Source organism: uncultured Maritalea sp. (genome assembly GCF_937139385.1).
Taxonomy (GTDB): domain Bacteria; phylum Pseudomonadota; class Alphaproteobacteria; order Rhizobiales; family Devosiaceae; genus Maritalea; species Maritalea porphyrae_A.
The window spans coordinates 1-14,867 of record NZ_CAKZPW010000070.1 but is presented as its reverse complement, the minus strand read 5'-3'; the positions used below and the strand labels follow the sequence as shown (position 1 = coordinate 14,867).

Below are 14,867 nucleotides of genomic sequence, written 5' to 3'. Positions count from 1 at the left end.
GTGAAATGGCACGTGCGGTAGAAATTTTCCGTGAAAATGGCATCAAAGTTCTTCAAATGACCGAAGAAGAAAAAGAAGCCACACAACGTCGGGGTGTCGAGCGCCGCAATATGATGGAAGAGCTGCAAAATGCCTTTGGCGCAGTTGTCGATGCAGCAGTGGACGGCGACTTCTCTCAACGTGTGCAAGCAGAATTTCCGGATGAAGAACTTAATCGCCTAGCAAGCGGCGTCAACAACTTGGTTGAAACTGTTGATCGTGGTGTAAGTGAAACTGGTCAAGTTTTGGCAGCTCTTGCAAACACGGATCTGACAAAGCGGATGGAAGGCAATTACAAAGGTGCCTTCAAAAAGCTACAAGACGATACAAACCGTGTTGGTGAGCAGCTTACGGATGTGGTTGGCAAGTTGCGCACAACATCGCGTGGCCTAAAAACGGCAACAGGAGAAATCCTCTCAGGCGCAAACGATTTGTCTGAGCGCACAACGCGTCAGGCCGCGTCGATTGAAGAGACTTCAGCCTCGACCGAACAGCTTGCAGAAACAGTTCGCGATAATACAGAACGGGCGCAAAAAGCGCAGGTTTCAGCCAATGAAGCGCGCACGGTAGCCGAGCGTGGTGGCCAAGTGATGAGCGAAGCAAACGAAGCCATGCAACGTATCACAGCCTCTTCGGCTAAGATTTCAGACATCATTGGTATGATCGACGACATCGCATTCCAAACCAATTTGTTGGCACTTAACGCTTCTGTTGAAGCGGCCCGTGCCGGCGAAGCGGGTAAAGGCTTTGCGGTTGTGGCGGTTGAAGTGCGACGGTTGGCACAATCTGCTGCAGAAGCATCTTCTGAAGTTAAAGTGTTGATCGAGCAATCAGGATCAGAAGTTGATAGTGGCACAAAATTGGTTGCCCAAGCTTCGCAAAACCTTGATGGCATTGTGGATTCGGTTCGCGGCGTTACCGCATTGATGGATGAGATCGCGCGTGAGAGCAAAGAACAATCGAGTTCAATCAATGACATTTCCATGTCGATTGCCGAAATGGACGAGATGACACAACGCAACGCGGCTCTGGTGGAAGAAACAAATGCCGCCATTGAACAGACTGAACTTCAAGCCAACGAACTCGATCGCATAGTTGATGTGTTTGTCACTGACAATGCAGTGAGACGTTCTGCACCGCCAGCGCAAAGCGCGCCGGTGGAGCAGCCCGCGCGCGGTATCAAAGCATTGCAAGACAAAGTGGCATCTGTGGCAAGGTCTTATATTTCAAATGGCAATGCCGCTGTGGATACTGATGCAGAGTGGAAAGAATTCTAGGCTCGCAATCTGTAACCTGTTTAGTAAAAAAGGCGGCCTTTAAGCCGCCTTTTTTGTTTATAGCCAAATGCTATTCCATCCATCCCTGTGTAACAGCCATTGAGATGTCTTGGTTCGGCACAAAATCTTTTGCTTCAAATTGAAAAAGGGTCGGCGCAATCTTTTTCAGATCGCCGTCCCAACATAAGGTGACGATGTTGCGTGGATCAGACTTGTCGATGGTCAGCCGAAAATGTGCGATAGGTCCAGCCCAATTGTTTCCGGTTTTTAAAATGTAGCCCACTTCACTAATCAGCGGCGTTTGAGTTTGCGCGGCAATTCTCTCAAGAGCTCCCCATTCGCCTTCGCTTGCGCAATATTCCTTCTGAAAGCTTTCTTTAAAACTCCAACCGTCATAGGTCACGTCACCCAAAAAGAACTGGCCACCAGCGATGGGCGTATATTTGTGATCCACCAAGACCTGTTTGCCCGGTTCAAACTGATGCTGCCAAACATAATAGATTTGTGTCGTCCACGCGCGCCGATCATATCCCTTTTCATCTTTGATCAATAAGCCTTCGGCGCGCATATCCTCAGTCAGAGTGATGATTTTTACGTCGTCGAAATTATTGTCAAATTCAAAACTCCAAAAATCGTCAAACGGGGCAAGCGGCAAGCCTTTTGTGCGGAAGAAATCCGTTACGTTGCGGCCATCGTTTGATTTGATCACAACGATTTCGCGCGGTTCTATCAGTTTGCCATCTACCTTTGTCTCAAAGTCGATGAATTTTGTTCGGTCGGAAAACTCGGGATAGGTGTCATAAACGTCCTCGGCCCTTATTGGCGGCAAGGGGAAGGCAACCGTTAGGTCTTGCGTGTCGTTTGTAATGTTCTCATAGACATAGTGCACCTTCACCAAGTCCTTGCTTATGTAAAGGTCTTCACTGTTCATGCGCACACTGTCAGTCTTTTCCAACACAATGCCGCCAGCGGAAATCTTGGCAGAGCTATCGTTTGCAACTGCAACAGGCGCTGCCGTGACGCAGAATAGAGCAGCCCAAAATGCGAAATATCGTCTCATTGCTTCCTCCATTGTTGCCGTACCGTGTCAGAAAAAGGGGAGGCGCGGAATGATGGAGGTCAAAAAGAGGGGCGTCCGGCCTATTGGCCGGACGCATTCTCAAGCCCACGAAAGGAAAGGGGGAGTGGGCCCGATCTCAGATGTCATTAAGGCAGGTGACATCGTGCTATTAACATGATTTTTATAGTCATATTAAAATTGATTTGCAAGAGGTAATTGAAATTTGTGTGCAAATGCCCCATTTGTGCTCCCCAAACTGAAAGTTGGTGCGATGAAATCTTTGAAAAGAACCCTTTGGCTAGCTGTTGGATTGCTTAGTATGGTTCTGGGTTTTATCGGCGCCTTCTTGCCCCTTTTGCCCACAACTCCATTTATGCTGCTGGCTGTATTTTGCTTTGCGCGCAGTTCTGAGCGCCTGCATGATTGGTTGGTCAATCACCCCCATTTTGGTGGCCCCATTCGAGATTGGAACCAACGCGGCGTCATTGCGCCCCGGGTGAAATGGATCGCCGTTGGGTCAATGTTGGCCGTATTGGGCGTTAGCTTTGCATTTGTTGTACCAACACACGTCATCATCATCCAGGTGGTAACCCTTGGCGCGGTGGCGACATTCCTTTTGACCAGACCATCGCACTAATTCCATATTATGGAATGACATTCCATTTTCTTGACAGGGCAAGATTTTTCGCTATTCTTCTGACCAAGCAAATAGGAGAATACCGATGGCCGAAACCTACACCCCGTTCTCAGACATAAGAGTTGCAAAGCCCCTTGTGGATTTGGTCGAAAACCAAATGCTAGATGGTTTGCCACTTAAGTCAGAACAAGTTTGGGCCTCATTCTCAAAAATCTTAAACACCCTAGCTCCGCGCAACAAAGCGCTATTGGCATTCCGCGAGGAACTGCAGAAAAAAATAGATGCGTGGCACAAAGAGCGTGCGGGCAAACCCATCGACCAGAACGAATATCAGGCTTTTCTGAAAGATATTGGCTATCTGGTGCCAGAAGGGGATGACTTCAAAATCAACACCCAAAATGTTGATCCAGAAATCGCCACGGTGGCTGGCCCCCAATTGGTGGTGCCGGTTATGAACGCGCGATTTGCGCTGAACGCGGCCAACGCACGCTGGGGCAGCCTTTACGACGCCTATTATGGCACAAATGCGATCGCTCAAGAAGGCGACCTCGCGCCGGGAAAATCTTACAATGCCAAACGCGGCGATGCGGTAATTGCCGCAGCCGCTGCCTTTTTGGACCAAGCCGCACCGCTTGCTGGGGCAAACCATGCCGACGTCGTGAAGTATGAAGTTGTAGACAATCAACTCGCCGCCAAAACAACATCCGGCCAAACGGTTGGTCTAAAAGATCCGCACCAATTCATCGGTACACGTACCAACAAAAATGCACTGGGCATTTTGCTGAAAAACAACGGCCTTCACCTTGAAATCATCATTGATCCCGCTGATCCAATCGGTAGCCAAAGCCGCGCTGGTGTAAAAGATGTGAACGTTGAATCCGCGCTGACCGCTATTCAAGATTGCGAAGATTCAGTCGCTGCTGTGGATGCAGAAGATAAAGCCGAGGTTTATGCAAACTGGCTTGGGCTGATGAAAGGCGATCTTACCGCCAAATTCAGCAAGGGCGGCAAAACCATGACCCGGGCGCTAAACCCCGACCTTATGTTTACCGCCACCGCTGGCGACAATATCACTTTGCCCGGTCGCAGCCTTTTGTTGGTGCGTAATGTTGGTCATCTGATGACAATTGATGCGGTTTTGGACAAAGATGGCAATGAAGTGCCTGAAGGTATGCTCGACGCTTTGATGACGGTTTTGTGTGCCATGCACGACTTGAAAAAGACACAGGGTCAGCGCAATTCACGCAGCGGATCGATATATATCGTAAAGCCGAAAATGCACGGTCCTGAAGAGGTAAAATTGGCCAATGACCTATTCAATATGGTCGAAGATGAATTGGGACTGGCCCGCAACACAGTCAAAATTGGCGTGATGGATGAAGAACGTCGCACAACGGTCAATCTGAAAGAATGTATTCGTGCCGTCAAAGACCGGATCGTTTTCATCAACACGGGTTTCTTAGACCGCACAGGCGATGAAATTCATACCTCCATGCAAGCCGGACCCGTTTTGCCAAAAGCAACCATCAAAGCGCAGCCATGGCTAAGCGCCTATGAAAATTGGAACGTGGATAATGGTCTAGAAACTGGTTTTTCCGGCAAAGCCCAAATCGGTAAAGGCATGTGGGCCATGCCAGATGAAATGGCAAAAATGATTGAGACCAAGATCGAACACCTTGAGGCCGGAGCAAATTGCGCATGGGTGCCTTCACCTACGGCGGCGACCTTGCACGCCATGCATTATCATCAGTTCAATGTCTTTGATCGCCAAACGGAACTATCGGCACGTCCAAAGGCGGATTTGACCGACATTTTGTCGCCGCCGCTCTTGGCCGGCAAAAACCTGTCAACCGACGAGGTAACCGCAGAAGTCGAAAACAATGCCCAGGGCATTCTTGGCTACGTGGTGCGCTGGATCGATAGCGGAGTGGGTTGTTCAAAAGTGCCCGATATCCATGATGTTGGTCTTATGGAAGATCGCGCCACCTTGCGGATATCTTCTCAACATATTGCCAATTGGCTTGAACATGGCTTGGTTTCTAAAGACCAAGTAATGGCTGCGATGAAAAAGATGGCCGCCATTGTCGACCAGCAAAACGCGGGCGATCCAGGCTATCGACCCATGGCAGATGACTTTGACGGCTCGATTGCCTTTGCTGCCGCTTGTGATTTGGTGTTTGAAGGTGTTAATCAGCCCAGCGGTTATACAGAGCCGATTTTGCATCAGCGTCGTAAACAAGCAAAAGCCGCCGCCTAAACAATGGCTGAGCCCGCAAAAACCGACCAAGCCAAAGGCAGTGTGCAGTCTCTAAACCGCGCGCTGGGCTTGTTGCAGATTTTGGCTGAACATCCAGATGGCCTGTCGCTGGCGGAGATTGCACCGCTGGCGCAGCTTGCGCCTTCAACCGCGCACCGTTTGCTATCGAGCCTCCAAGCGCTTGATTTCGTCAATTTTGAACAAGATAATAGCCGCTGGTTTGTGGGATTGGCGGCCTTCCGGGCAGGAGCTGGCTATTTGCGCCGCCGCGACCACATTGCGACTGCCCGCCAAATCATGCGCCAGTTGGTTGAACAAACCGGTGAAACGTCAAACCTTGCTGTCCTAAAAAACAGCACGCTGACGTTTGTGGCACAAATTGAATGCAATGAAGCCATGCGTATGGCGGTGCCGTTGGGCGCGCGTGGGCCATTGCACGCCAGCGCAGTCGGCAAAGCCATTCTCGCCTATTCCAACACCCAAGAACGCGACATCGCCCTTAAGGCATTGTCGTTTGAACCCCTCACGCAGAAAACCCATACCACCAAAGCAGCGCTGGTCGCCGATTTAGAAATGGTTCGCTCCCGAGGTTATGCCATTGATGATGAAGAGCAATCCGTGGGCTTACGCTGCATCGGCGCGCCCATACTCGATGAATTTGGGGAACCCATTTTTGCGGTATCGATTTCTGGCCCAGCAGTGCGCGTCACTGGTGCTAGGGTTGAAGAACTGGCAGCCTTTGTTGTTCAAGCGGCTAGTGTGATAACGGATCAGATCGGCGGTATTCAACCCAAAAGCTGACGGGGAGTGCCAAATAGGTTTCACGAAAAATTGTTGAACTGCACGCTTAAAAATGAGCACTGTTGCCAAAACGCTGTATGAAATGCGCCGATTTTGAGTTATGGGATGAACAACTTGATTAATCGACTTGGGAGCACCTGTTTCCGGTCCAATAGATTTTGTGTGCTATGATTAAACCATTCAATCGCCGACAATTCCTAATGCTGGGTGCCAGCGCTGCCGCTGCCCCATTGCTTGCCGCATGTGGCGCAGCTGGTACCGCGCAACTGCGCGCGGCCAGTTTCCGTGAACAGGCGAGAGCCGATTTGATGCGCTATGCCGCCATCGAAGACGGAGAGTTTACAATCCCCGCAATTCCGGGAAACCGCATTGACCGTCAGTTTTGGCGTCAGGTTGTAGACGACCCATTTGGCGAGCTGCCCGGCACATTGGTGGTGGATACACCAAATCGATTTTTGTACCTCACATTGCAGGACAAGCAGGCATTGCGTGTTGGCATTGGTGTGGGAAAGCAAGGGTTTACATGGTCAGGCCGTGCCACCATTCAGATGAAGCGTCGTTGGCCAACCTGGACACCGCCACGCGAGATGATCGAGCGTGTGCCAGAGCTTGAAAAATGGGCAAAGGGTCAACCACCGGGGCTGGACAATCCGCTTGGCGCACGTGCGTTATATATCTACCAAGGTGGTCGCGACACACTTTACCGTGTCCACGGCTCACCCGAGTGGTGGTCAATTGGCACCGCTGCCTCTTCAGGCTGTATCCGTTTGACCAACCACGATATCGTTGACTTGTTTGAACGGGTGCCAAATGGCTCGCCGATCTTGGTCATTCCAGATAACCGCTTTTCACTAGATACGCTCGCCTAGGCGAGCGCCTATTCGTCGGTGCGGTGATGTTTTAAAAATGTTGCCGCACTTTGCACGATATCAGGGTCGATATCGCACACCAGCTTGTCGTGGCGGCCCTTATACTCGATTGTTGAGAGCACCTTTTGGATAATCGCAATGCGCGCGCGCCGTTTGTCATTTGCGCGTATGATTGTCCATGGGGCGTGATTGCTGTCGGTTCGATCAAGCATACGGTCCCGCGCTTCGCTATATTCCCCCCACATTCCCAAAGCTTTGCGATCAATTGGGCTTAGTTTCCATTGCTTAAGCGGGTCATGCCGCCGCGCGTGGAAACGTTTCCACTGCATTTTTTGGCCAATGTTCAGCCAAAACTTGAAGAAATAAATGCCCTCATCAACAATCATGCGCTCAAACTGCGGTGTTTCGGTTAGAAACTTTTCGGTTTGTTCTGGCGTGCAAAAGCCCATAACCGGCTCAACAACAGCGCGATTGTACCATGATCTATCAAATAGGACTTGTTCGCCGCTGGTGGGTAAATGTTTGGCGTATCTTTGAAAATACCACTGACCCTGTTCTCTTTCGGTGGGCTTAGACAAGGCGATGGTGCGGTTTTGGCGCGGGTTGAGATAGTTCAAATATCGACGGATTGAGCCGCCTTTTCCGGCCGCATCGCGCCCTTCAAACAGTGCCGCCACACGACCACCATGCGCGCTCAAATGGCTTTGAAGCTTCACCAGCTCGATCTGCAACGCCAAGAGCGTTTCTTCATATTCTTTGGTCTTGAGCTTTTTCTTGTAAGGATAATTGCCGCTTTCAAACGCGCCAGCTTCAATTTCTGCTGAAAGTTGGGGATTATCCAGATCAAATGGGATAGAACTGTCGGCCATAAATTTAGCGCTTTCATTTCGGATTGCTAGATCAAGAAAGTGAATAGTGCTATAGCTTTGAAAACAAAGTCAAACACCTGTCGCATCAATTTCATACAGTTCCGTTATCGATTGTTGTTTCAGGTGCAATATATCTGTTCATTCACAATGTTATGGATTGCGGATTTAAAGGTCATGAGGTCAACGACTATCGAAAACCCTAGCGAAATTCAGCGGTGGCGAGATCGGTTTTATGCTGCGCGCTGGGTGCTGATCACCTGCGTATTGGTATTTGGAAGCCTCTATTTAACCGGCAAGCTTGCATTTGCCGATGCATTGCTGGCTTTTCTCTTGATTTTTCTCGCAGCGATTGTAGTGCCCCGCCGTGCACGCCTTATGCGCGCAGATTTGCCAAGCAAAGACAAATCAACTGTGTGGCCTGACACCTCCTTAAAGCGTTTTGCCCAAGCTTTGCCAGATCCATGCTTGATTGTGGATCGTCGGGCGATCCTTCGTTATCGAAATAGCGCTGCCGCAAGTGAGTTTCCTGCCTCATCGGTGGGGGATCCGCTGGCCTTTTCTCTGCGCAACCCGATTTTGCTCAATACAATTGATCAGGCAATAAAGACCGATAGTCGGGTCACGGGGGAGTTCCACGAAACAGTGCCTTCCGCAAACTGGTATCAAGTGTCGGTGACGCCGTTGGAGCCGAAAAATGCAAAGGTTGGCCCCACCAAGCGTTCCGAATTGTTGGTTGTAACCATTGTCAGCCAAACCGCTCAACGTAAGCATGATCAAATGCGCGCAGATTTTGTCGCCAACGCCAGTCATGAATTGCGTACCCCGTTGACCTCATTGATTGGTTTTTTGGACACTTTGCGCGGCCCAGCAGCCAATGATGCCGCAGCGCGCGAAAAGTTCATGGCCATTATGCATGCTCAGGCCGAGCGCATGTCACGATTGATCGATGACTTATTGTCGCTCTCGCGCATTGAGCTGCGCCAACATATGCGGCCAACAACTAAGGCCGATATGGGCGCGATCGCAAAAGAAGCGATTGAACATTTGCAGCCGCAGGCCGGTGAAGAAAATGTGGAGATCAACTTCATCAATGAACTTGATGACGCAACAATTACGGGTGACCGCAACGAGTTAATGCAGGTCATGACCAATCTGATCGAGAATGCGATCAAATATGGTGCGGCAGGCAAAAAAGTTGATGTTCAGCTGCGTAGCTGTTCGCAGCACGCAAACCACAAAGTTGTTGTCGAGGTTATAGATTATGGGCAAGGCATACCCGCCGAACACGTGCCCCGTTTAACAGAGCGCTTTTATCGCGTGGACGCAGAATCTTCCCGTCGTAAAAAAGGCACAGGCCTTGGTTTGGCGATCGTCAAACACATCATCACCCGCCATCGTGGAGACCTGCATATCTTCTCAGAAGTTGGCAAGGGCACCAAGGTGAGTCTGCATCTTTCGTGACACAATCGAGATATATTGTGCATCTGATCTGACAATTATCTAAAATTTACCTTTTAAATCAACACGTTGAACTGTCATCTAATTGTCATTTAAGTGACATAAAACAATTGGGTCGCAGCCATATTGTGCGCCCAGTCCGGACAGCTAGTTAGGCAAACACGAAGCCTGATGAGCAACAAAGTACCGGCTAACAATTGACGTTTCGAATGTGAGCTTTGAAAGGCAGACATCATGAAATTCGCCCATTTTGCAAGCGCAGCAGCAATCCTTGTTGCTAGCTCATTGGCAGCTACCGGCGCACAAGCGCGCGACCAAATCTCAATCGTTGGTTCTTCAACCGTATTCCCATTCGCAACAGCGGTTGCTGAGCGTTTTGGTCAAACAACAGACTTCCCGACACCAGTTGTTGAATCAACCGGTTCAGGCGGCGGCTTGAAACTATTCTGTGAAGGTGTTGGTGAAGGCACTCCAGATATAACAAACGCATCACGTCGCATCAAAAACAAAGAAATCGACAAATGTAACGACAATGGCGTAACGCCGGTTGAAGTTAAGGTTGGTTTTGATGGTATCGTGCTTTCAAATGCAAAATCTGGTCCTTCAATGACCATTTCCCGTGAACAGATCTTCATGGCTTTGGCCAAAAATGTTGTGGTTGATGGTGCAGTTGTTGCCAATCCTTACACGTCATGGTCAGAAATTGATCCTTCTCTACCAGCTGAGCCGATCGAAGTGCTTGGCCCACCACCAACATCAGGCACACGCGACGCGTTTGTTGAGCTGGTGATGGAAGAAGCTTGTCAAGAAGGCATCGAAGAAGACGCTTGTTCTGAAATTCGCGAAGACGGTGCATTCATCGATGCGGGCGAAAACGACAATCTGATCGTGCAAAAGCTTGAAGCAAACCCAGCTGCATTTGGCATCTTTGGTTTCTCATTCCTTGATCAGAACGCCGACAAAATCAAAGGCGCAAATGTTGATGGCGTTGAGCCGACATTTGACGCAATTGCAGATGGCGACTACCCAGTGTCACGCTCTTTGTACTTCTACATCAAAAAGGAGCACGTTGGTGTTGTTCCAGGCATCATGGAATATGCTGCAGAATTCACAAATGAAAACACATGGGGTGACGAAGGTTACCTGACAGAAAAAGGCTTGATCCCGCTTCCAGAAGCTGATCGCGCTAAATTCAAAGCAGATGTCGAAGGTCTCGTCGCTGCACAAAAGATGTAAATATCTTTGAAATTGACACCGCCCCACCTTCGCGCGGGGCGGTGTTTTAAGCTCTAACCGAGCAAGAATTTTGGGGGCACGCTGTGCAAATTTGGCTCACCTTATTGGCCGTAATTGTCGCCGTTGGCGGATTGTACTACGCAGGTCGCAGCCGCGCATTTGCTGTAACAAATGGGGATGCAACAATTTTGCACTCCAACCCCGCCTTCCATGGCGGCATGGTTGTCATCAGCGGCATGTTGCCAGCGGTTTTCGTTTTACTTGGTTGGACAATCTTTTCGCGGTATTTTGCTGACGCTTCGGTTTCAGCGCTGCTCGGTGAAGAATTCAATGCTTTGAGCGAATTGGAACAAGGAGCGTTTTTGCGCTCGGCATTTGGTCTTTCGCAAAGCCAGCAAATCGGCGATGTCTCATCACTGCAAAACAAAGCAATTGAAGGCTACAGCGCCTTTTTTGCGTCGACCACGTTGATCCTGCAGCTTGTCTTGGCGGCTTTGATTTTTGGCGGCGGCTATTTGGCTTGGCGTCAAATTCGCACCGACTTGCGTGCACGCCAATTCGTCGAAAGAGCGGTCTCATTTGCTTTGATCGCTGCCTCAGGCGTCGCTATCCTTACGACCCTAGGCATTGTGCTTTCGCTGATTTTCGAAAGTATCAATTTTTTCCAGAAAGTGCCGTTCTTTGAGTTTTTGTTCGGCACCCATTGGAGCCCGCAAAGCGCCTTCGAAGGTGTTGGTTCGGACACCGCACACCGTAATTCAGAGGTTTTTGGTGCCATCCCAATTTTTGCCGGTACCTTGCTCATCACCACAATTGCAATTTTGGTCGCGGCACCAGTTGGGCTGATGTCTGCAATTTATTTGTCGGACTATGCCACGCCAAACGTGCGCGCCATTGCAAAGCCAATGCTTGAAATTTTGGCGGGTATTCCAACCGTTGTTTACGGGTTTTTTGCCGCCCTTACCGTCGCTCCATTCCTGCGCAACTCAGGCGAGTCTATTGGGTTGTCAGTTTCTTCAGAAAGCGCTTTGGCCGCCGGTTTGGTCATGGGGATCATGATTATTCCGTTCGTTTCTTCCTTGTCCGACGACGTGATTAATTCTGTGCCTCAAAGCTTGCGTGATGGCTCTGCAGGTCTTGGCGCCACAAAATCTGAAACCATCCGTCGGGTGATTTTGCCCGCTGCGTTGCCCGGTATTGTGTCTGCGCTGATGTTGGCCATTTCGCGCGCTATTGGCGAAACCATGATTGTGGTTATGGCGGCAGGCCTTTCAGCCAATCTTACTGCAAATCCATTGGAAGCTGTGACCACAGTAACCGTGCAAATTGTAACGCTTTTGGTCGGTGACCAAGAATTTGACAGCGCAAAAACGCTGGCGGCATTTGCATTGGGGTTGGTGTTGTTCTGCGTAACATTGATGCTAAATATTGTCGCCTTGCGCGTCATCCAGAAATATCGAGAGCAATATGACTGATTTGACAGGCGGCGATTTGCAGCAAATTTCATCTGTTCACACATCCGATGAAGCCCGCGAGCGGCTAGCAAAACGCTATCGCGCAGAGGGCAACTTCAAATGGATTGGTCGCGCGGCGATTGGTGTATCGGTTGCTTTTTTGGTCTTGCTGCTTTCATCGGTGGTTAGCCAAGGGCTACCAGCGTTTACATTCAATTTTGTCAGCTTGCCTTTTGAGGTCACGGCGGCAAAATTGGGCACTGACGGCAGCGACGAAGATGGGCTGAAGAAAGCCAATTACGATGGCATTATCCGCGATGCCATTCGCGCGCAGTTCCCCGATGTAACCTCGCGCGGCGGCAAACGCGCGCTTGGCAGCATTTTGTCTTCAGGGGCGCCTGTCTATCTGCGCCAGCAAATTTTGGATGATCCATCTGTTATAACCTCGGGCAAAGCGCTTGAGGTGCCGATCTCGGATTTTGCAGACCTTTATCTTAAGGGCCAGATCACATCTGGAGCAATTGTGGATGGTGCCGCAAACCTAAAGATTGAGCTGCTGGATGATGAATATCGTTTGATCGCTGATGAACCGGTTTTTGCGAAAGCCTTGGCCAAAGCAAAAGACCGTTTAGCCGTTCGAGTAGCAGCAATGCGCAATGAGCAGGCAGGTGTTTTGCGCTCGAAAGCGAAGCTCGAAGGCGAAATAACTGTTTTGGAAGAACGTATTCCAAGTGAAACCGACACGGTTGTCAAAGAGCGGCTGGAAGCCACTTTGGCGAAAACCCAAAACGACCTCGCATTGCTGCTTAAGCGTCTTACTACTTTGGAAGAAGACGCCACTGAGCTAGAAGAGCGGGTTGCCAACAAAGGTCTTGGCGAAACCCTAACCGGCGAAATGCCATCAAGCCTTTTGTATGTTGCAGGCGGGGTTTTAAAACTCACCTCAATCACGCCAAAGACGGCCATGGCAACACCATACTTTGCGTTGCAAGAAGAGATTTCGGAAGCGCCAACAGGTACTTGGAAATTGCGCACATTGCAGGTGGTAGAAGCCAACCGCAAGTTTTCTGACCAAGAGATCGTTTGGACCGACAAGCTTGTAGAACGCGGCTATGTGCGCTCGGGCCTTAACACGATCTTCTTTACCCGCGGTGCCAGCCGCGAGCCTGAGATGGCGGGTGTATTGGGGGCTGCTGTTGGGTCGGCACTGACGCTGATTGTTACTTTGGCCCTTTCGTTTCCATTGGGCGTGGCCGCCGCAATCTATTTGGAAGAATTCGCTCCAAGAAACCGTTGGACAACCATTATTGAAGTGAACATCAATAACCTTGCCGCCGTACCTTCGATTGTGTTTGGTTTGCTGGGTTTGGCTGTGTTCCTCAATTTCTTCCAACTCGACCGATCAGCGCCCTATGTTGGTGGTATGGTGTTGGCGTTGATGACCTTGCCAACAATCATCATCGCCTCACGTGCAGCCTTGCGGGCGGTGCCCCCATCCATTCGCGAAGCTGCGCTTGGAATTGGCGCATCGCGCTTACAAACGGTAACGCACCACGTATTGCCCTTGGCCATGCCGGGCATTCTGACTGGCACGATCATTGGAATGGCGCAAGCTTTGGGCGAAACAGCGCCGCTCTTGATGATCGGCATGGTGGCCTTTGTGGTTGATGTGCCCGGTGGCTTTAGCGACCCATCAACCGTGTTGCCCGTTCAAATTTTCATGTGGGCCGATTTCCCTGAACCCGCTTTTCAGCAACGCACATCAGCCGCTATTATTGTGCTGCTTGCGTTCTTGATTGCGATGAATGCCATTGCAGTTGTGCTGCGTAAACGATTTGAGCGCCGCTGGTAGTCCCAGCTGTGCCACCAAATTCTGATAGGACCTCAAATGAGTGTAGCGACTGATATTCTGCACACCAACGTGCAAACTGGCAAAGAAACCATCAAAATGTCCGGCCAAAAGGTCTGTGTGCATTATGGTGAAAAACAGGCTTTGTTCGATGTTGATTTGGACATTGTGGCCAACCAAGTGATTTCGCTAATCGGCCCTTCGGGCTGCGGCAAATCCACATTTTTGCGCTGCCTAAATCGGATGAATGACACCATCGATATTTGTAATGTGTCCGGCGAGATCACGCTTGATGGCCAAGACATTTACGACAAAGCGATCGACGTGGTTGAACTGCGTGCCCGTGTTGGGATGGTGTTTCAAAAGCCAAACCCTTTCCCCAAGTCGATTTATGAAAACGTGGCTTACGGCCCACGCATTCACGGCATGACCCGGTCAAAAGACGAGTTGGATGAGCTGGTTACCTCTTCATTGCGTCGTGCGGGTTTGTGGCAAGAAGTTAAAGACCGACTTGATCAACCCGGCACCAGCCTTTCAGGTGGTCAGCAACAGCGATTGTGCATTGCGCGCGCCATTGCGACTAAGCCCGAAGTTTTGTTGATGGACGAGCCTTGTTCAGCGCTTGATCCGATCGCGACGGCGATCATTGAAGAATTGATTGACGAACTGCGCGAAAACTTCACAATCGTTATTGTGACGCACTCCATGCAGCAAGCAGCGCGCGTCAGTCAAAAAACAGCATTTTTCCACCTCGGTAAATTGATCGAGGAAGGTCCGACAGAGCAGATTTTTACAAATCCGCATCACAAGAAAACTCAAGATTATATTACCGGTCGGATCGGGTAATTTAGCGGCGAAAGGGCGATTTCATGGCCAACGCATCGAACGAACATATTGTATCCTCATATGAGGACGAACTAACAGCACTTACCCGCGCCATTTCTGAAATGGGTGGTATGGTGGAAGTAGCAATTACCAATGCCACACAGGCGCTAATCCGGGTCGATCAGGACTTGGCCAAGCAAACCGCAAAACCCGATAAAGCGGCTGATGATATGCAG

11 protein-coding genes and 3 pseudogenes are annotated in these 14,867 nt (G+C 50.1%); 12 read left to right on the top strand and 2 right to left on the bottom strand.

The features are described from left to right. Positions 1–1,316, top strand: a 1,316-nt coding sequence (locus Q0231_RS03040) for a methyl-accepting chemotaxis protein (protein ID WP_299344916.1), incomplete at its 5' end; no start/stop codon positions are given. Positions 1,317–1,386: 70 nt separating this feature from the next. Here the strand turns inward: Q0231_RS03040 and Q0231_RS03035 are convergent. Continuing rightward, positions 1,387–2,376, bottom strand: coding sequence for a DUF4424 family protein (locus Q0231_RS03035; protein WP_269392767.1), 990 nt, complete (start codon positions 2,374–2,376; stop codon positions 1,387–1,389). Positions 2,377–2,647: 271 nt separating this feature from the next. On the opposite strand from Q0231_RS03035, the gene Q0231_RS03030 reads away from it, so the two are divergent. From Q0231_RS03030 to Q0231_RS03015, 4 genes are all read left to right on the top strand, one after another. After that, the gene (locus Q0231_RS03030) at positions 2,648–3,013 is read left to right on the top strand and encodes a YbaN family protein (protein ID WP_299344911.1); all 366 of its coding nucleotides are present in this window, start codon (positions 2,648–2,650) and stop codon (positions 3,011–3,013) included. Positions 3,014–3,098: 85 nt separating this feature from the next. Further along, positions 3,099–5,270 (top strand): malate synthase G, encoded by a 2,172-nt coding sequence (locus Q0231_RS03025; RefSeq protein WP_299344908.1) that lies wholly within the window; start codon positions 3,099–3,101, stop codon positions 5,268–5,270. A gap of 3 nt (positions 5,271–5,273) precedes the next feature. Continuing rightward, positions 5,274–6,071: an IclR family transcriptional regulator gene (locus Q0231_RS03020; protein WP_299344905.1), complete on the top strand. Its 798-nt coding sequence runs from the start codon at positions 5,274–5,276 to the stop codon at positions 6,069–6,071. A gap of 167 nt (positions 6,072–6,238) precedes the next feature. Next, positions 6,239–6,940, top strand: a complete 702-nt coding sequence (locus Q0231_RS03015) for a L,D-transpeptidase (RefSeq protein WP_367274461.1) — start codon at positions 6,239–6,241, stop codon at positions 6,938–6,940. Between the two features lie 8 nt (positions 6,941–6,948). Here the strand turns inward: Q0231_RS03015 and ppk2 are convergent, their stop codons facing one another. Next, complete coding sequence (ppk2, locus tag Q0231_RS03010) at positions 6,949–7,809, bottom strand: polyphosphate kinase 2 (protein WP_299344902.1); 861 nt, start codon at positions 7,807–7,809, stop codon at positions 6,949–6,951. A 174-nt stretch (positions 7,810–7,983) separates the two neighbouring features. Here ppk2 and Q0231_RS03005 point away from each other — a divergent pair, with 174 nt between their 5' ends. The 7 genes and pseudogenes from Q0231_RS03005 to Q0231_RS02975 all read left to right on the top strand — a co-directional run. Further along, positions 7,984–9,270: an ATP-binding protein gene (locus Q0231_RS03005; protein ID WP_299344899.1), complete on the top strand. Its 1,287-nt coding sequence runs from the start codon at positions 7,984–7,986 to the stop codon at positions 9,268–9,270. A gap of 231 nt (positions 9,271–9,501) precedes the next feature. After that, positions 9,502–10,503 (top strand): PstS family phosphate ABC transporter substrate-binding protein, encoded by a 1,002-nt coding sequence (locus Q0231_RS03000; protein WP_269392760.1) that lies wholly within the window; start codon positions 9,502–9,504, stop codon positions 10,501–10,503. An 83-nt stretch (positions 10,504–10,586) separates the two neighbouring features. Beyond that, entirely contained in the window at positions 10,587–11,978 is a 1,392-nt protein-coding gene (gene pstC / locus Q0231_RS02995) for a phosphate ABC transporter permease subunit PstC (protein WP_299344895.1), read from the top strand. Then, positions 11,971–12,459 (top strand): annotated as a pseudogene (locus Q0231_RS02990) (DUF3333 domain-containing protein); the annotation flags it as partial. The gene pstC and the pseudogene Q0231_RS02990, both read left to right, overlap by 8 nt. A 540-nt stretch (positions 12,460–12,999) precedes the next feature. After that, positions 13,000–13,809, top strand: a pseudogene (pstA, locus tag Q0231_RS02985) (phosphate ABC transporter permease PstA); the annotation flags it as partial. A gap of 36 nt (positions 13,810–13,845) precedes the next feature. Continuing rightward, positions 13,846–14,652 carry a phosphate ABC transporter ATP-binding protein PstB gene (gene pstB / locus Q0231_RS02980; protein ID WP_269392758.1) on the top strand — a complete coding sequence of 269 codons (807 nt, stop codon included), beginning with the start codon at positions 13,846–13,848 and terminating at the stop codon, positions 14,650–14,652. Positions 14,653–14,675: 23 nt separating this feature from the next. After that, a pseudogene (locus tag Q0231_RS02975) lies at positions 14,676–14,867 on the top strand (phosphate transport system regulatory protein PhoU); the annotation flags it as partial.

Bases quoted from the DNA above. Each gene is read 5' to 3' on its own strand.
- Q0231_RS03035 (WP_269392767.1), bottom strand. From the start codon at position 2,376: ATGAGACGATATTTCGCATTTTGGGCTGCTCTATTCTGCGTCACGGCA.
- Q0231_RS03030 (WP_299344911.1), top strand. From the start codon at position 2,648: ATGAAATCTTTGAAAAGAACCCTTTGGCTAGCTGTTGGATTGCTTAGT.
- Q0231_RS03000 (WP_269392760.1), top strand. From the start codon at position 9,502: ATGAAATTCGCCCATTTTGCAAGCGCAGCAGCAATCCTTGTTGCTAGC.
- ppk2 (WP_299344902.1), bottom strand. From the start codon at position 7,809: ATGGCCGACAGTTCTATCCCATTTGATCTGGATAATCCCCAACTTTCA.
- Q0231_RS03005 (WP_299344899.1), top strand. From the start codon at position 7,984: ATGAGGTCAACGACTATCGAAAACCCTAGCGAAATTCAGCGGTGGCGA.
- pstB (WP_269392758.1), top strand. From the start codon at position 13,846: ATGAGTGTAGCGACTGATATTCTGCACACCAACGTGCAAACTGGCAAA.
- Q0231_RS03015 (WP_367274461.1), top strand. From the start codon at position 6,239: ATGATTAAACCATTCAATCGCCGACAATTCCTAATGCTGGGTGCCAGC.
- Q0231_RS03020 (WP_299344905.1), top strand. From the start codon at position 5,274: ATGGCTGAGCCCGCAAAAACCGACCAAGCCAAAGGCAGTGTGCAGTCT.
- Q0231_RS03025 (WP_299344908.1), top strand. From the start codon at position 3,099: ATGGCCGAAACCTACACCCCGTTCTCAGACATAAGAGTTGCAAAGCCC.